This is a genomic window from Streptomyces sp. NPDC085927, assembly GCF_044540975.1.
Lineage (GTDB): Bacteria > Actinomycetota > Actinomycetes > Streptomycetales > Streptomycetaceae > Streptomyces > Streptomyces hirsutus.
In genome coordinates this window covers 382,887-398,409 of record NZ_JBITSN010000005.1, presented here as the reverse complement: position 1 = coordinate 398,409, position 15,523 = coordinate 382,887, and the positions used below count along the sequence as shown (strand labels likewise).

Sequence of the window (15,523 nt, the reverse complement as noted above, 5' to 3'; positions counted from 1 at the left end):
GGATGACAGAGCCGACGGACACGGCCCCGACGGACGACGAGGTACTCGCGCGCCTGTTGCGCTCGCGGCACAGCTGTCGTGCGTTTCTTTCCGATCCCGTCCCGGACGAGACGGTCCGGCTGCTGTTCGCTCTGGCGCAGCGCACCGCGTCCTGGTGCAACTCCCAGGCCTGGCAGGTGCGGCTGACGAGCGGTGAGGAGACCGCGCGGTTCGCGAAGGAGCTGGGCGAACACGCGCGTACGCATCCGCAGGCACCCGATCTGGAGCCGCCGGCCGCCTACGAGGGCGACTACCTGGCCCGGCGCCGGGCGGCGGGCTTCGGCCTCTACAACGCCGTCGGAGTCGAGCGCGGGGATCTCGCGGGCCGGGAGCGGCAGACGGGGGAGAACTTCCGCTTCTTCGGCGCGCCGCACGTCGCCGTCGTCAGCGTGCCCCGGTCGCTGGGCGTGTACGGCGCCGTGGACTGCGGCGGCTACGTCTCCACACTGCTCACCGCGGCGCAGAGCCTGGGCCTGGGCGCGATCGCGCAGGCGGCGATCGCCATGTACGCCGACTTCGTCCACGCGTACCTCGGCATCCCCGAGGACCGCGACATCGTGTGCGCCGTCTCGTTCGGGTACACCGACCCCACGCACCCGGCGAACGCCTTCCGCACCGAACGCGCGCCCGTCGACACGGTCGTGGCGGGACTGCCGGGAGCCGCGGAGGGTCGCACGCCCTGATCCGTCCGCGTGAGCGGCCCACGCGGTGGGGGGGGCCCGGGCCCCCCCCCCCCCCCGGGGCCCCCCCCCGGGGGGGCGCCCCCCCGGCCCCCCCCCGGGGGCCCCCGCCACCGCGTACGGGGTCTAGCGGGTCAGCCGATTGCCGACGACCGAGACGAAGGACACGCAGCCGCCGGGGCGGCCGCCCAGGTTGTGGGTGAGCGCGGTGTGGGGGTCCGGGAGCTGCCGCTCCCCCGCCCGGCCGCGGAACTGCAGCCAGGCCTCGTAGAGCATCCGCAGTCCGCTGGCGCCCACGGGGTGGCCGAAGGACTTGAGTCCGCCGTCCGGGTTGACCGGCAGGCGGCCGTGGGAGTCGAAGACGCCGGCCAGCATGTCCTTCCAGCCCTGCCCGCGCTCGGAGAACCCCAGGTCCTCCATGAGCACGATCTCCGTCGGGGTGAAGCAGTCGTGCACCTCCGCCATCGACAGCTGGGACAGCGGGTCCTCGATCCCGGCCTGGGCGTAGGCGTCCCGGGCGGCGCGTACGACCTCGGGGAAGGTGGTGTAGTCGTAGTCCGGGTCCATGCCGCCGCTCATCGGACCCGCGGTGAGGGAGAGCGCCTTCACGTACATGGGGGTATCGGTGTACTGGAGCGCGTCCTCGGCGCGGACGACGAGCGCGCACGCGGCTCCGTCGGAGACGCCGGAGCAGTCGAGGACGCCCAGCCGTCCGGCGACCTTCGGCGCCGACTCGATCTTCTCCCTGGACACCTCGGAGCGGAACTGGGCCTTGGGGTTGCGGGCGCCGTTGCGGTGGTTCTTCCAGGCCACGTGGGTCATCGCCTCCCGCATCCCCGCCGGGTCCACGCCGTACCGGGCGCTGTAGGCGGGGTCCAGCATCGAGAAGGCGGCGGGCGCGGTGATGGACAGTTCGGGGGCGGTGCCGTCCGAGGGCGGGTCGGTGCGCAGCAGGCCGGAGAACCCCGAGTCCTTGAGCTTCTCGACGCCGACGGCCATCACCCGGTCGTAGGCACCGGACGCCACGGCGTAGCAGGCGTTGCGGAAGGCCTCCGAGCCGGTGGCGCAGTAGTTCTCGACCCGGGTGACGGGCTTGTGGTCGAGGGCGAGGGGCCGGCTCAGGGTGAGACCGGACTGCCCCGAGCCGAGGGTGCCCAGCCAGTAGGCGTCGATGTCGTCCTTGGCCACGGTGGGCGTGGTGTCCAGGCATTCCTGTACGGCGTCCAGGAGGAGGTCGTCGGTGGACTGGTCCCACCGTTCACCGAACCGTGTGCAGCCCATGCCGACGACGGCGACCCGGTCCGAGATGCCCCGGCTGCTCATGTGGTGCTCCCCTCGACGGGCGCGGCGCCGGTCGAGGGCCGCGCCTTCCAGAAGTAGTTGTGCACGCCTCGTGCGGTGAAGAAGCGGCGGAAGACCGGCTCGACGCGGGAACCGACGGTGAGTGCTTCGGGGTCGGGGTCGGCGAGTTCGAGCGAGGTTCTGCCGCCGCCGTCGAAGTCGGCCACCACGACCACGACGGGCGGTGAGGGCGAGTAGGCCAGGTGGTCCACGGTGTAGGTCGCGACGGTGCCGCGCAGCCGTGTGCCGGGGACCGGTTCCATGGCGTCGGCCGTTCCGCAGCGGCGGCAGACCCTGAGCGGTGGCAGGTGGACGAATCCGCAGTCGGTGCAGCGTGATCCGTTGAAGCCGAACTTCCAGCCGGCGGCCCGGTCGGACGGGGGGCCCGCGGGCCGGTCGGGTTCGGGCCTGCGGGGCAGCTCGCGTTCGACCAGGCCGCGCCAGGCGAGGTAGGTCAGGTGGGGAATCTCCCGGCCCCGGCCGAGCTGTTCCCGGACGGGTGTCCGCTGGCGGCGGGCGGGAAGGCGTTCGGTGGTCCGCAGCAGCAGCGCGTCGCAGCCGTCGACGGCGGAGAGGACGAGGATGCTCTCCCCGGGCCCGGCCGTGTCGAGCACGGACGCCAGGGCGAGGCCCGTGTCGGCCGCGCCGGAGAAGCCGATCGGGGAACCACCGGTGGACAGGCGGCCCTTGACGAGGGTGCCGGCACGCTTGGTGACACCGGCGTTCGGCGAGGTGACCACCACGTGGTCGGCCTCGTCCACGCCCGCCGCGGCGAGCGTTTCGCGCGCGGCCCGGCGGATCAGGTCGGCGTACCGCTCGAACCCGAACCGCTCCTCCCACTGTTCGCCGGTGGTGCTCGTCGGTTCCCGCCAGCGGTCGAGGAACTCCGCGGACAGCGAGTACCGGGCCAGGACCCGGGCGATGCCGGGGCCCGGACCGAACAGGAGGGCGGCGGCTCCGTCGCCGCCCGACCTCTCGTCCGCGGAGCCGGGTTTCCCCACGCGCACGTCGGCGGCGACCGCGAGCCCGCCGTCGGTGAGTGCGCCGCGCAGTGCGGCGAAGGCGGACCGGCCGGATCCGGCGACGTCCACGGCGAAGGCCGTCTCGTCGAGGCCGAGTGCGGCGTGGACGGCGACCGCGTTGGTCTTGTCGAGGTAGGCGGGTGAGGTGGTCGCGAAGTGCAGCGACGGGACGGGGGCGCCGGGGCCGAGGGTGCTGAGCAGCGCGCCGGCCGCCTCGGTGGCCATCGTCGTGCTGTCCTCGTCGAAGGAGGCGACGACGCGGGCGGTCCGGGCACCGGTGGAGGCCGGGCCCAGCCGCCAGGCCGGCAGGTAGGTGGCGTACGCCTGGAGGGTGTGGGTCATGCGTCCGCTCCCTTGAACAGGGCGGCGATCCCCTGGCCGCCACCGATGCACATGGTTTCGAGGGCGTATCCGCCGCGCCTGCGCCGCAGTTCGTGCAGCATCGTCGTCAGGATCCGTACGCCGGTGGCGCCGATGGGGTGGCCCAGGGAGATCCCGGAACCGTGCACGTTCAGCCGGTCGTCGAGATCGTCGAGGGCGACGCCCCAGCCGGAGAGGACGGCCAGTACCTGGACGGCGAAGGCCTCGTTCAGCTCGATCAGGTCGAGGTCGTCGAAGCCGACGCCGGTGCGGGCGAACAGCTTGTGCACGGCGGGTACCGGGCCGATGCCCATCATGGACGGCTCGCAGCCGGCGGCCGCCCAGCCCTCGAACCAGGCGAGGGGCTCCAGGCCCAGTGCGTCCAGGCGGTCCTCGGCGACGACGAGGCAGGCGGCGGCCGCGTCGTTCTGCTGGCTGGAGTTCCCGGCCGTCACGGTGCCGCCGGGCAGCAGGGTCCGCAGCCGGGCCAGGGACTCGGGGGTGGAGTCCGGGCGGACGCCCTCGTCACGCGCGAAGATCTGCGGGTCGCCTCTGCGCCGCGGGACCTCGACGGGCACGATCTCCTCGTCGAAGGTTCCGGCCTCCCATGCGGCCGCGGCCCGTCGGTGGCTGCGTGCGGCGTACGCGTCGGCGGCATCCCGGCCGATGCCGTACTCGCGGGCGAGGTTCTCGGCGGTCTCGATCATGCCGCTGATCGGGCCGGACCTCCACTCCGGCTGCGACCGTTCACGGCCGCGGTCGAGCCGGTCGTAGAGGGTCTGGTTGCCTGCCCGGGAACCCCAGCGGGCGGTGGTCGTGTAGTGCTCGATGTTGCTCATCGACTCCACGCCACCGGCCACGACGACGTCCGCCGCGCCGGTCTGCACCATCATCGCGGCGGTGATCACGGCCTGCAGGCCGCCGCCGCAGCGGCGGTCGGTCTGGAAGCCGGGCACCTCGACCGGCAGCCCCGCGTGCAGTGCCGCCCACCGTCCGATGCAGGGCGCCTCGGAGTTCGCGTACGACTGGGCGAACGCGACGTCCTCGACGGCGGCCGGGTCGACGCCGGAGCGCTCGACGAGCGCCTTGAGCACGGTCGCGGCGAGGTCCTCGGCGGGCACCGGCCGCAGGCTTCCTCCGAAGGTGCCCACCGCCGTGCGCAGCGGGCTGACGATGGCGACGCGTCTCATGTCTGTCTCCTGGGATCGGGGCGGACGGGCCGTCAGGCGGCGGCCGGTATGGCCTCGGCGGCTGCTTCCAGTCCGGGACGGTGCGCGGGGTCCGCGATCGCCAGCATCCGTTCGACACGGGCGGCCACGGACAGTCCGCGCAGGTCGGCGACGCCGTGCTCGGTCACGACGATCAGCGGCTCGGACCTCGGGGTCGACACCGGGCCGTCGAGCCGGGCGACGATCCTGCTGCGGCCGCGCGCGGTGGACGGCAGCGCGACGATCGGCAGGCCGCCCGGTGAGCGGGCCGCGCCGCGCAGGAAGTCGACGGCCCCGCCGACGGCACCGACGTAACGGCCCCCTGCCGTCTCGGCGTTGACCTGGCCGGTGAGATCGACCTCGATGGCGGAGTTGACGGCGGCGAGTTGGTGGGAGGCGGCGAGGACCTCGGGGTCGTGCGTGTACGCCGTGGCGTGCAGCCGGACGCGGGGGTTGCGGTGGGCGGCGCGGAAGAGGGGTTCGGTGCCGGAGAGCAGGCCGGCGACGGCGATGCCCCGGTCGGCGGACTTACGGGCCCCGGTGACGGTGCCCTCCTCGATCAGCCGCATCGCGGTGTCGTTGAGGATCCCCGAGTGGATGCCGAGGTCGCGGCGGTCGCCCAGTTCTCCGAGCACCGCCTCGGGGAGCGCTCCGATGCCGAACTGCAGGGTGGCACCGTCCTGGATGAGACCGGCCACGCGGCGTGCCACGGCGCGGGTCTGCTCCGTGACGCGGCCGGCGGGCAGCCTGCCCGGGGTGCGGGAGGTGCGGATCGCCGCCGTCCAGTCGCCGGTGCCGAGGGTGCGGGCGCCCGGAGTGAACGGCACCTGGTCGTTGATCTCGGCGATGACCACGCGGGCGGTGTCCAGGGCTGCGGAGAAGTAGTCGTCGGCCAGTCCGAGACTGTGCCGGCCCGTCCCGTCCGGGGGTGAGACCTGGACGAGGACGACGTCCGCGCGCAGCGGGCCGTCCGTCAGGAGCCGGGGAAGGGCGGAGTAGTGGACGGGCACCACGTCGAGCCGGCCGGCGGCGTGCAGGGCGGCGTTGGTGCCGGAGCCGCAGTACGAGTGGATGTCCAGTCCGTCGGAGGTCTCCAGGGTGAGGGCTGACTCGGCGGGGATGCCGACGAAGCACCTCAGCCGGCCGATCCGCGCCCGCTGGGCGAGCAGCAGCCCGGTCAGCGTGCGCGGTTCGGCGGAGGCCTGCCCCCACACCACCATGTCGTGCGGGCGGATGTACCGGGCGAGGTCCGGTTCCGCGCCGGTGCTATCCGCCGGTGTCATCACGCCACCGGTCGGCGGAGGGGTCCAGCAGGCGGGCCAGATGCCCTTCGGCGAGCCAGACGATCGTCTCCAGTTCGAGTGCGTCGAGGTAACGCACCCGGCCGGTGCGCAGGTCCTCGAGCCTGAGGCGGACCGAGTTGCCGGTGTTGTCGACGTCGACCGACACCTCGGCGAACTCGCTGCCCACGACCGGGCCCACGCCGGGGATGTCGTAGGGGCCCCGGTCCCCCATCTCGATGCTCATATCAGGAATCCCAGCGTCGGGAGGGCCTTGTCGTTGTCGACCAGGACGACCTTCTTGCGGACGAGCCGCAGTTCGCCGTCGACGCGGCGCAGCCGGTAGGTGGTCCGGCCGCCCCAGAGTTCGTTGCCGCGTGCCCGGGACTCGTAGACGAGGAAGTTCGCTCCGACCTCGAGGTCGGTGCCGCCGTCGGGGTTGCGGCGGCCGCAGAGCAGCTCGATGTTCGAGATCAGCCGGCGCAGGTTCGACGGCGGTGCCTGGGCGTACCGCTTGCCGGTGCGGACCTGCTTGAGGCGGGTCGAGATGCGGGAGCGGTTGTCGTAGATGACCGACACCTGGGTGACCGGGTCGGTGTCGGCGCCGCCGGCCGGCACCCAGTACAGGGCGTCGTCGGTCCAGAGCGCCTCCCAGGCGTCGTAGTCGTTCTCGTCGGCGTAGCGGGCCTCGCGGTAGAGGAACTGCTCCACTTCCCGGTGGCCGAAGCCGTCGGGGACGGGTTCGGCCGCCTCGCGGACCCGGGCGTCGGTGGTCATCACGCCTCCATCAGCGTCTTGTAGTGGGACCAGAACCCGCGCATGGCGGTCTCGTCCGTGGCGGTGCCGATGGTGAAGCCGTTCTCGTCGACCCGCTCGCGGACCAGGCCGCGGCGCACGTCGAGCCACTCCGGGGTGAGTGCCTGGACGCCGCGCTGGTTGCGCTCGTACATCTCGGTGTCGTCGGCGAGCAGCATCCCCGCGGGGCCGACGGATCCGATGGACTGGGAGATCATGCGCCTGTTGAGTTCGGGCGCGCCGGCCAGCTGGACGGCGGTGGAGTACTGCACGCACTCGTCCACGGCGACGGGCTGGATGTTGAACACCTGGATCTCGGCGATGAACAGGTTCGGGAAGATCATCACGTGCGGGGCGCCCTCGACGAGGATCTTCTCGGCGCCGGCGCCGTGCAGTTCCCGCATCTTCGCCACGTAGTCGGGGACGCGGGACTCGGTGGTGCCGAACCAGCGCATGGGTTCGTTGAACTTGCGGAATTCGGGGCGCAGATCGTTCTCGCTGTGCCCGTTGCCGAGGTTGCGGGTGACGGCGGTGGAGGCGTCGCTGTAGAGGGCGCCGATCGGGCTGCCGGTGACACCGAAGATCGAGCCGTGGACGAACTGGGGGTGGTAGCCGTCGGTCTCGTTCTCGGCGAGGAGTTTCCAGTTGGCCTTGGTGCGGTGCTGCAGCCAGCCGGCCGTGAGTTCCACCCGGCTCTCCGGGGAGAGCCGGACCAGCCGGTCGATCTCCCCCGCGGCCGCGCCGAGGTGTTCGACGAGGCTCGGGCCGTCGGCGGCGAAGCTGCCGAAGACGAATCCGCCGTAGGAGTCCACGCGGGGGACGGCGCCCATCCCCGTCTCGATCTTGCCCTTGCCGCCGTACCCCTTGTTGTACGGGTAGCCGAGGAGTTCGCCGGTGTTGCGGAAGGTCCAGCCGTGGTAGGGGCAGCGGAAGGAGCTGGAGTTGCCCTTGTTGTCGTCGCAGACCTGGTTGCCGCGGTGTGCGCACCGGTTGAGCAGCAGGTGGATGCCGCCCTCGGCGTCGCGGGTCATGATCACGTCCTGCGGGCCGAGCTTCTTGCGCACGTAGTCGTTCGGGTTCGGCACTTCGCTCTCGTGTCCGACGAAGACCCAGGTGCGGTACCAGATCTTGCGGAGCTCCTCACCGAAGATCTGCTGGTCCGTGTAGAGGCTTCCGTGCACCTTTTCGGGCTTGATCAGGCGCTCGTAGAGGGTGCCCGGCGCGGCTGCGGCGGGGACTGTGGTGGTCATCGCTGGGTTCCTTTCCAGGCCGCGGTGGCCTGTTCGACCAGGCGGAACTTCTGGACCTTGCCGGTCGGTGTCTTGGGCAGGTCCTCGGCGTCGAGGAACAGCACGCGCTTGGGGACCTTGAACCGGGCGAGGTGCTCCTTGCAGTACGCGATGACGTCCTCCTCGGTGAGGCGGGCGCCGGCGGTGGGGACGATGACGGCACAGCCGATCTCGCCCCAGCGGTCGTCGTTCAGCCCGATGGCGAAGACCTGGCTGACGTCGTCGCGGGCGGCCAGGAGGTCTTCGATCTCCTTGGGCATGACCAGTTCGCCGCCGCTCTTGTAGAGCTCCTTGCTGCGGCCGGTGATCTCGAGGTAGCCGTCCTCCCGGACTCTTCCGAGGTCCCCGGAGTGGAGCCAGCCGTCGCGCAGGGCGAGCGCGGTCTCCTCGGGCTTGCCGTAGAAGCCGGCCATCACGGTGGGGCCCTGGGACGTCAACTCGCCGGTCCCGCCGGCCGGCAGGGGTTCTCCGGTCTGCGGGTCGACGGTGCGGTAGCGCACCAGGTCGTCGCCGCCCTCCACTCCGGCGGAGCCGGCGATCTTGGGCCGGCCGACGGTGGTCGAGGTCAGTTCGAGGGGGTCCTCGGGGAAGGTCAGGGTCATCGCGCCGCCGCACTCGGTCATGCCGTAGCCGGTGACGATCTCGCTGACACCGAGGTCCTTCTCGAACGTCTCCCAGAGCCAGATCGGTGCCGGGGCCGAACCGCACAGGACGGCGGTGAGGGAGGAGAGGTCGTAGCGGTCGCGCGCCGTGGTCTGCACCATGGCCACGGCCATGGTGGGCACGCAGAGGATGTCGGTGGCCCGGTGGCGCTGGATGCCGGCGAAGTAGTTCTCCGCGCTGAAGGAGGTCTGCGGGACGATCGCTCCGCCGACGTACATCACGGAGAGCAGGCCCTCGACGTAGCCGAACATGTGGTAGCAGGGCAGGGAGAAGAGGATTCTCCTGCCGTCCTCGTAGGCGCGGGTCAGTGCCGAGGCGTACGCGGTGCGGAGCACGGCGTCGTGGCGCACCTGGACGCCCTTGGGCGAGCCGGTGCTGCCGGAGGTGTACAGCATGTCGCCGATGTCGTCCGGCGTGTGCGGCATGTTGGCCGCGGCGCCGGGGTTCCGGTCGCCGAGGGCCGCGAGGCCGTCGAGGTCCAGGGCCTTCTCGCGGGTTCTGCCGTCGTTCGGGAAGACGATGACGTGCCGCAGGTCCTTCGGGCCGCTCCCCTCGGCGTCGGCCCGGTCGGGGGTCTCCCAGCCGGGGGCGATGGAGTCGAGCATCGAGAGGTAGTCCAGACCGGCGAAGCCGGTCATGGTGATCAGCGTCGAGCACTGGGACTGGGCGAGCACGTAGCCGAGCTCGTCCTCGCGGTAGAGGTAGTTGAACGGGATCGCGGTCGCGCCGGTGCGGGCGATGGCGAACTTGAGCGGGACGAACTCCGGGTGGTTCGCCATCAGCATGCCGACCCGCTGTCCCGGCCCGACGCCGAGGGTGACGAGCCCGTCGGCGAGCCGGCGCGACTGCTCCGCGACCTCGCGGTAGGTGAGGGTCACGTCGTCGGTGATCACGAACGGGCGGTCGCCGTAGCGCTCGGCGCACACGTCGAGCCAGGCATCGAGGGTGCGCGGGATCCAGACGGGGAACTGCTCCCGCAGCGCCTGACGGCGCGAGTCGATCGAAGTCGTCATGCTCGGCTCCTTGTTTAATCTTGATTAGATTAAGCTGCCTGAACAGGTGTACGCAAGCACCGCACGGGCCTGTCTCCCGGCCCGTGCGGAACTTCGCTCAGCCCACGCCGAAGCGAGGGGCCCGCTTCTCGCGGAAGGCGGCGACGCCCTCCGCGAAGTCGTCGGAATCGAACAGTCCCGCCTGGTGGCCGGCCTCGGCGTCGAGGACGTCCAGGGGACTTCGCGGTGCCCCCGAGAACATCCGTTTGACGGTCCCCAGCGCGAGCGGGGGTCCCGCCGCCAGCCGGGTGGCGTCCTCGAGCGCCCGTGTCAACGCGGCGCCCGGTTCCACCAGCGCGTCGACCAGCCCGAGGGCGAACGCGGCCTCCCCCTCGACGGGTTCGGGCAGCATCAGCATCTGCCGGGCCCGGGCGGGCCCGATCCGCGCCGGGAGGGACACGTAGATACCCATGTCGCCCGCCAGCCCCACCGCGGTGAACGTCGTGGCGTACCGCGCGTCGGCGGCCGAGACCACGCGGTCGCAGGCCAGCGCCAGGGCGGTGCCCGCGCCGTACGCCGGCCCCTCGACCGCCGCCACCACGGGCTTGGGCGTGTTCCAGATCGCCCGCACCACGCGCTGGGCGGCCTGGGCCCGTTCGTACGCCTTCTCCCTCGGCAGCCGGGTCATGGTGGAGATGTCGCCGCCCGAGCAGAAGGCGCCGCCCGCGCCGGTGAGGACGACGCTCCGTACACCGGGCGCCCGGTCGGCCTCCTCCAGGGCCTCGGCCAGGGCGAGGCGCAGCGGCATGTCGATCGCGTTGCGCAGCTCGGGGCGGTTCATGGTGAGCACGCGTACGGCGCCGTGGTCCTCGGTCAGGACCGGCGGCCGGCCGGCACCGGCCTCGGGAACCGCGGAGGTGTCGGGCCTGCCGGCCGTCCCGGGGGCGCTCATGCGCCGGTGAAGCGGGCCGGGCGCCGTTCGATGACGGCGGCGAGTCCTTCACGGGAGTCCGCCGTGCCGGAGAGCTCGGAGACCGTCCGGGCCTCCTCCGGCAGGCGTTGTTCGACCCCGGCGCCGACCCCGTTCCACACCAGGCGTTTGGTGGCGGACAGGGCGAGGGGCGGCATCGCGGCCAGCGTCGCGGCGAGCTCCCGGGCCCGGTCGGTGAGTTCGCCGTCGGGGACGACGGAGGTGACGATGCCGGCGTCGCGGGCCTCGGCGGCCGTCAGGGTCGGGTTGGTCATCAGGATCTCCATGGCCCTGCGCAGGCCGACCAGTTGGGTGAGGGTCACGGTGACCCCCGCGTCGGGCGCCATGCCGACCCGGACGGCGCCGGAGAAGAACTTCGCCGACTCGGCGGCGACGACCAGGTCGCTGGCGCAGACCAGGCCGAAGCCGCCCCCGCCGGCGGCGAATCCGTGCACGGCCGCGATCACCGGCGCCTTGAGCTGGATGAGCGCCGAGGTGGCCATCTGGAGCCAGGCCGTGGCCTCGCGGAGGTAGTCGGGAAGGGCCTCGCCCTTCTCGGCGAACGTGGTCACGTCGCCGCCGGCACAGAAATTGCGTCCCTCGCCGCTGAGGACGACCACGCGGACGTCCGGCTCGGCGTGGCAGCGGAGCACGGCGGTGTGCAGGGCCTGCAGGAACGGGACGTTCATCCCGTTGGCCGCCTCCGGGCGGTTCAGCCGGAGCCGGGCGATGCCGTCCTCGTCGAGGTCGAGAAGGACGGGGCCGGTGCCGATCAATGAGGTCATGTCATGCTCCCTTGCTGCCGAACGATTCGACGCCGGCTCCCCCGGCCGCGCCGGAGATGTGGGCGACGACCCGCTGGAGTTCGAGCGCGAGCCCGGACTCCAGGGAGGTCGCCAGGCCGTCGTGGACGAGACGCTTGATGCCGGTCAGGGCGTCACGGCGGCGGCCGGCGAGCCGGGTCACGAAGGCCTCGACCCCGTCGTCGAACTCCTGTGGCGGGAAACTGCGGTGCGCCAGTCCGTACGCGGCCGCCTCCTGTCCGGACAGCCGTTCGCCGCCGAGCAGGAGGCCCAGGGCGCGCTGGCGTCCGACGAGCCGGGGCAGCCGCTGCGAGCTGCCGCCACCGGGGATCTGGCCGTAGTTGACGTGGTTGTCGGCGATGCGGGCGTCGTCGCGCACCAGCGCGATGTCGGCGGCCAGCATGAACTCGAAGCCGCCGGCCATCGCGACGCCCTCGACCGCGGCGACCACGGGGGCCTCGATCTCGGCGACCGCGGCGCAGGCCCGGCCGAAGTTCTCGAAGAGCGGCACGAGTGCCGCCGGGCCGTCGGCCCGCAGCCGCTCGACCTCGTGGAAGTCGCCGCCCGCGGAGAAGTTGCCGCCGGCGCCGCGTACCAGGATCACGTTGACGTCGGGGCGGGCGCCCAGGTCACGGAGGGCCGCTTCGAACGCGCGGCCGAGTTCGACGGTGATCGCGTTCATCCGGTCGGGCCGGTTGAGCAGGATGCGGCCCACTCCGCCGGCGACGGTGGTCTCGACGACGCTCACATCAACCGCCCCCCGCCGACTTCGAGTACGGCCCCGGTCATGTAGCTCGCGAGGTCCGAGGCGAGGAACACGACCGCGCCGGCCACCTCGCGGGGCTCGCCGGCCCGCCTCATGGGGACGGCCGCCTCACGCTCGGCGAACACCTCGGGAGGCATGGCCTCGGTCATGGGGGTGCGGATCAGGCCCGGCTGCACGGCGTTGACCCGTACGCCGTGGTGGGCCACCTCCTTGGCCGCGGCCTTGGTCAGGCCGACGATGCCGGCCTTGGCCGCGCTGTAGTTGGTCTGGCCCGGGTTGCCCGACTTCCCGGACAGCGAGGAGATGTTGACGATGCTTCCCGACTTGCGCTCGCGCATGACGGCGGAGGCCGCGCGGACGCCGAGCCAGGTGCCGCGCAGGTGGACGGTGACCACGGCGTCGAAGTCGTCGACGGTCATCTTCTTGAGGGAGGCGTCGCGGGTGATGCCCGCGTTGTTGACGAAGACGTCGAGACCGCCCAGCTCGGCGACGGCCTTCGCGGCGAGCGCGTCCACGTCCGCCTCGTCGGTGACGTCGCAGGCCGTGCCGAGTGCCTCACCGCCGAGTTCGGCGGCCGCCGCGGCGGCGCGGTCCCCGTCGAGGTCGGCGAGGAGGACGGCGGCGCCGTGCTCCCTCAGCAGCCTCGCGATCTCGAACCCGATGCCCTGCGCGGCGCCCGTGACGACGGCCGACCGGCCCGCGAGCAGTCCGGCGCTCATGCGACGTACCGCACGATCGACTCGGCGACGGCCGCGGGCTTCTCGGAGCCCTCGACCTCGATGGTGGTGGCCAGAACGGCCTGGACGGCTCCGTCCAGCACGGTCACCTCGGCCACCCGGGAGTGGGCGCGCAGTCGGGACCCGACGGGCACCGGTGCGGGGAAGCGCACCTTGCCCAGGCCGTAGTTGACCGCCATCCGCACGCCGTCCACCCGGTAGAGGCGGTGCAGGAACTGCGGCAGCAGGGAGAGCGTGAGCAGTCCGTGCGCGATGGTGCCGCCGAACGGTCCGGCGGCGGCCCGCTCGGGGTCGACGTGGATCCACTGGTGGTCGCCGGTGGCGTCGGCGAAGCGGTCGATCCGGTCCTGGTCGACGGTCAGCCAGTCGCTCGTGCCGAGATCGGCGCCCGCCGAGCCGGCCAGTTCCTCGGCGCTGTGGAAGATCCGCAAGGCCTGCTCCAGGTGCAAGGGAGGGGGTAGGGGCTTCTTTTCTAATTGAATCTAAATTAGAGTAAGTGACTCGTCAAGGAAAAGAATCCGGCGCCGGAAGGATGTTCGAGATGGACCTGGGGCTGCAGGACGCCCGTGTGGTGGTCACGGGAGGCGCGTCCAACATCGGCCGGGGAATCGTCCACGGCTACGCCGCCGAGGGCAGCCGCGTCCTCATCTGCGACATCGACGGGGACCAGGCCGAGAAGGTGCGTGCCGAGGCCCTCGAACGGGGCGCCGCGGCCGCCGAGGTGGTGGCGGCCGACCTCACCGTGCCCGGTGCCGCCGACGAGGCCGTCGGCGCGGCCGTGGACCGCTGGGGCGGCGTGGATGTCCTGGTGAACAACGCGGGCTGGAGCGTGCCGGGGTTCATCGCCGCCGACACCGACCGGGACAAGTGGCAGCGCACGGTGGAGGTCAACTTCTTCACGGCGATCGCCGCCACCCAGGCGGTGCTGGCACCGATGAAGGAGCAGGGGCACGGATCGATCGTCTTCGTCGCCAGCGAGGCGGCCTTCGGCCAGATCCGGCAGGGCGTGTACGGCGCCACCAAGGCCGCCGTCGTCGCGCTGGCCAGGACGACCGCACGCGAGCACGGCCGGCACGGCATCCGTTCCAACATCGTCTGTCCGGGCCTGGTCGTCCCCGACGGGCCCGAGGCGGTCGGGGCGGGGAGCCTGTGGGCGGTCGGTCAGGACAACGTCTTCGACCGGAAGCAGATCGACTACCTGCTCAAGGACACTCCCCTGCGCCGGCTCACCGAGGCCGCGGACGTCGCGAACGCCGTGCTGTGGCTGTCGTCGGACCGTGCCGCCCGGCAGATGACCGGTCAGCTGTTCTCGGTGAGCGGGGGTTACACGATGCCGTGACGCGAGCGCGCCGACCCCATCCGAGAACCCACGAGAGGCGGAATCCTTGCCTGCGAACTCCCCGCAGAAGTCAGCACAGAACTCGGCTCAGAACTCCTCGCGCGACCCCGACTGGACACGGCCCGGGGCGTACCCCGTGGCCGAGGGGGTCCACCGGATCCCCCTGCCCCTCCCGCTGGCCGGGCTGACCGCGGTCAACGTCTACGTGCTGGAGGGACCGGACGGTCTGGTCGTCGTCGATTCCGGCTGGCAGTCGGCGAAGACCCGTACCGCTCTCGAGGCCGGCCTCCGGCAGCTCGGCCACGGCCTGGACGACATCGACACCTTCCTGATCACCCATATGCACTGGGACCACTACACGATGGCGGCCGAGCTGCGGGACACGCTGCGCTGCCGGATCCAGGTGGGAGCCGAGGAACGGGACAGCATCCTCGGTTACGACCAGGAGGACGGGGTGTACGCCCACCGGACACCGCTTCTGCGGGCCGCCGGCGCCGACGACCTGGCGGCCGAGGTGGAGAGCCGGCCGCTGGAGCCGTACGAGACCGACATCGCCTACGGCCCCCCGGACCACTGGCTCGTCGACGGGGACCGCACACCGGTGGCGGACGGCGCTCTCGAGGCGATCGCCACACCCGGGCACACCCGGGGCCACATGGTGTTCTCGCTCGACACTGCGGGCGTGCTGTTCACCGGTGACCACGTACTGCCCGGCATCACCCCCGCGGTCGGCAACGACGGCCACCCGGCCACGAGTCCGCTGCGGAACTACCTGGCGTCACTGCACCGGCTGCTCGACCGCCCCGACGCCGTGATGCTGCCGGCGCACGGGCCCGTCGGCGGCAGTGTGCACACCCGGGTCAAGGAGCTCATCGGCCACCACGACGAGCGTCTTCAGGAGATCCTGGAGCTGGTCGGCGACGGCCGGGCGACGGCGATGCAGGTCGCGGCGGCGGTCCCCTGGACCCGTCGGCGCCTGCGGCTGGACGAACTGGACGCCGTGCACCGGATGACGGCGGTGCTGGAGGTGGACGCGCATCTGTCCGTACTGGCGGAGCGGGGGCACGTGGTGACGCAGCAGGAGGACGGGGTGCGGCGGTTCGCACGGGCTCACTGAGGCTTCGGGGGGCGGGCCCCGGGGGGGGGGGGGCCCCCCCCCCGGGGCCCGCCCCCCCCCCCCGCCCCGGGGCCCCCCCGCCGCGCGGGGCGCCCGCCGCGCGCGGGGGCGGGCGCCGCCGC

16 protein-coding genes are annotated in these 15,523 nt (G+C 72.4%); 3 read left to right on the top strand and 13 right to left on the bottom strand.

The window, feature by feature from the left end; genetic code table 11:
* Positions 1 to 2: 2 nt before the first annotated feature.
* Positions 3 to 722, top strand: a complete 720-nt coding sequence (locus tag ACIF80_RS16390; RefSeq protein WP_399804843.1) for a nitroreductase — start codon at positions 3 to 5, stop codon at positions 720 to 722.
* Between the two features lie 123 nt (positions 723 to 845).
* On the opposite strand, the gene ACIF80_RS16385 is transcribed toward ACIF80_RS16390, so the two are convergent.
* The 13 genes from ACIF80_RS16385 to ACIF80_RS16325 all read right to left on the bottom strand — a co-directional run bounded on the left by ACIF80_RS16385 (position 846) and on the right by ACIF80_RS16325 (position 13,376).
* Positions 846 to 2,042 (bottom strand): acetyl-CoA acetyltransferase, encoded by a 1,197-nt coding sequence (locus ACIF80_RS16385; RefSeq protein WP_399804840.1) that lies wholly within the window; start codon positions 2,040 to 2,042, stop codon positions 846 to 848.
* On the bottom strand, positions 2,039 to 3,424 hold the full coding sequence (locus ACIF80_RS16380) for an OB-fold domain-containing protein (RefSeq protein ID WP_399804837.1): 1,386 nt from the start codon (positions 3,422 to 3,424) through the stop codon (positions 2,039 to 2,041). The genes ACIF80_RS16385 and ACIF80_RS16380 overlap by 4 nt, the downstream gene beginning before the upstream one ends.
* Positions 3,421 to 4,632: an acetyl-CoA C-acetyltransferase gene (locus ACIF80_RS16375; protein ID WP_399804834.1), complete on the bottom strand. Its 1,212-nt coding sequence runs from the start codon at positions 4,630 to 4,632 to the stop codon at positions 3,421 to 3,423. Before ACIF80_RS16375 ends, ACIF80_RS16380 begins: the two co-directional genes overlap by 4 nt.
* 32 nt (positions 4,633 to 4,664) lie before the next feature.
* On the bottom strand, positions 4,665 to 5,933 hold the full coding sequence (locus tag ACIF80_RS16370; RefSeq protein ID WP_399804832.1) for an acetyl-CoA hydrolase/transferase family protein: 1,269 nt from the start codon (positions 5,931 to 5,933) through the stop codon (positions 4,665 to 4,667).
* Positions 5,917 to 6,177 (bottom strand): hypothetical protein, encoded by a 261-nt coding sequence (locus tag ACIF80_RS16365; RefSeq protein WP_399804829.1) that lies wholly within the window; start codon positions 6,175 to 6,177, stop codon positions 5,917 to 5,919. The genes ACIF80_RS16370 and ACIF80_RS16365 overlap by 17 nt, the downstream gene beginning before the upstream one ends.
* A complete protein-coding gene (locus tag ACIF80_RS16360) occupies positions 6,174 to 6,707 on the bottom strand; it encodes an aromatic-ring-hydroxylating dioxygenase subunit beta (RefSeq protein ID WP_399804826.1) in 534 nt (177 codons plus the stop codon). The genes ACIF80_RS16365 and ACIF80_RS16360 overlap by 4 nt, the downstream gene beginning before the upstream one ends.
* Entirely contained in the window at positions 6,707 to 7,975 is a 1,269-nt protein-coding gene (locus ACIF80_RS16355; RefSeq protein ID WP_399804823.1) for a Rieske 2Fe-2S domain-containing protein, read from the bottom strand. The genes ACIF80_RS16360 and ACIF80_RS16355 overlap by 1 nt, the downstream gene beginning before the upstream one ends.
* Positions 7,972 to 9,690: a class I adenylate-forming enzyme family protein gene (locus ACIF80_RS16350; RefSeq protein WP_399804820.1), complete on the bottom strand. Its 1,719-nt coding sequence runs from the start codon at positions 9,688 to 9,690 to the stop codon at positions 7,972 to 7,974. The genes ACIF80_RS16355 and ACIF80_RS16350 overlap by 4 nt, the downstream gene beginning before the upstream one ends.
* Before the next feature lie 97 nt (positions 9,691 to 9,787).
* Positions 9,788 to 10,621, bottom strand: coding sequence for an enoyl-CoA hydratase/isomerase family protein (locus ACIF80_RS16345; RefSeq protein ID WP_399804817.1), 834 nt, complete (start codon positions 10,619 to 10,621; stop codon positions 9,788 to 9,790).
* Positions 10,618 to 11,424, bottom strand: coding sequence for an enoyl-CoA hydratase/isomerase family protein (locus ACIF80_RS16340; RefSeq protein ID WP_399804815.1), 807 nt, complete (start codon positions 11,422 to 11,424; stop codon positions 10,618 to 10,620). Before ACIF80_RS16340 ends, ACIF80_RS16345 begins: the two co-directional genes overlap by 4 nt.
* 1 nt (position 11,425) lies before the next feature.
* On the bottom strand, positions 11,426 to 12,190 hold the full coding sequence (locus ACIF80_RS16335; protein WP_399804812.1) for an enoyl-CoA hydratase/isomerase family protein: 765 nt from the start codon (positions 12,188 to 12,190) through the stop codon (positions 11,426 to 11,428).
* Positions 12,187 to 12,927, bottom strand: coding sequence for a 3-oxoacyl-ACP reductase FabG (fabG, locus tag ACIF80_RS16330; protein ID WP_399804809.1), 741 nt, complete (start codon positions 12,925 to 12,927; stop codon positions 12,187 to 12,189). The genes ACIF80_RS16335 and fabG overlap by 4 nt, the downstream gene beginning before the upstream one ends.
* Positions 12,924 to 13,376, bottom strand: coding sequence for a MaoC family dehydratase (locus tag ACIF80_RS16325; RefSeq protein ID WP_399804806.1), 453 nt, complete (start codon positions 13,374 to 13,376; stop codon positions 12,924 to 12,926). The genes fabG and ACIF80_RS16325 overlap by 4 nt, the downstream gene beginning before the upstream one ends.
* Positions 13,377 to 13,486: 110 nt before the next feature.
* Here ACIF80_RS16325 and ACIF80_RS16320 point away from each other — a divergent pair, with 110 nt between their 5' ends.
* Both ACIF80_RS16320 and ACIF80_RS16315 read left to right on the top strand, forming a co-directional pair.
* Entirely contained in the window at positions 13,487 to 14,284 is a 798-nt protein-coding gene (locus tag ACIF80_RS16320; protein WP_399804804.1) for an SDR family NAD(P)-dependent oxidoreductase, read from the top strand.
* 46 nt (positions 14,285 to 14,330) lie between these two features.
* On the top strand, positions 14,331 to 15,401 hold the full coding sequence (locus ACIF80_RS16315) for an MBL fold metallo-hydrolase (RefSeq protein WP_399804801.1): 1,071 nt from the start codon (positions 14,331 to 14,333) through the stop codon (positions 15,399 to 15,401).
* Positions 15,402 to 15,523 lie beyond the last annotated feature (122 nt).

Coding starts and splice junctions, on each gene's coding strand:
- ACIF80_RS16340 (WP_399804815.1), bottom strand. CDS start 11,424: ATGACCTCATTGATCGGCACCGGCCCCGTCCTTCTCGACCTCGACGAG.
- ACIF80_RS16360 (WP_399804826.1), bottom strand. CDS start 6,707: ATGACCACCGACGCCCGGGTCCGCGAGGCGGCCGAACCCGTCCCCGAC.
- ACIF80_RS16320 (WP_399804804.1), top strand. CDS start 13,487: ATGGACCTGGGGCTGCAGGACGCCCGTGTGGTGGTCACGGGAGGCGCG.
- ACIF80_RS16355 (WP_399804823.1), bottom strand. CDS start 7,975: ATGACCACCACAGTCCCCGCCGCAGCCGCGCCGGGCACCCTCTACGAG.
- ACIF80_RS16370 (WP_399804832.1), bottom strand. CDS start 5,933: ATGACACCGGCGGATAGCACCGGCGCGGAACCGGACCTCGCCCGGTAC.
- ACIF80_RS16390 (WP_399804843.1), top strand. CDS start 3: ATGACAGAGCCGACGGACACGGCCCCGACGGACGACGAGGTACTCGCG.
- ACIF80_RS16385 (WP_399804840.1), bottom strand. CDS start 2,042: ATGAGCAGCCGGGGCATCTCGGACCGGGTCGCCGTCGTCGGCATGGGC.
- ACIF80_RS16350 (WP_399804820.1), bottom strand. CDS start 9,690: ATGACGACTTCGATCGACTCGCGCCGTCAGGCGCTGCGGGAGCAGTTC.
- ACIF80_RS16375 (WP_399804834.1), bottom strand. CDS start 4,632: ATGAGACGCGTCGCCATCGTCAGCCCGCTGCGCACGGCGGTGGGCACC.
- fabG (WP_399804809.1), bottom strand. CDS start 12,927: ATGAGCGCCGGACTGCTCGCGGGCCGGTCGGCCGTCGTCACGGGCGCC.
- ACIF80_RS16365 (WP_399804829.1), bottom strand. CDS start 6,177: ATGAGCATCGAGATGGGGGACCGGGGCCCCTACGACATCCCCGGCGTG.
- ACIF80_RS16345 (WP_399804817.1), bottom strand. CDS start 10,621: ATGAGCGCCCCCGGGACGGCCGGCAGGCCCGACACCTCCGCGGTTCCC.
- ACIF80_RS16380 (WP_399804837.1), bottom strand. CDS start 3,424: ATGACCCACACCCTCCAGGCGTACGCCACCTACCTGCCGGCCTGGCGG.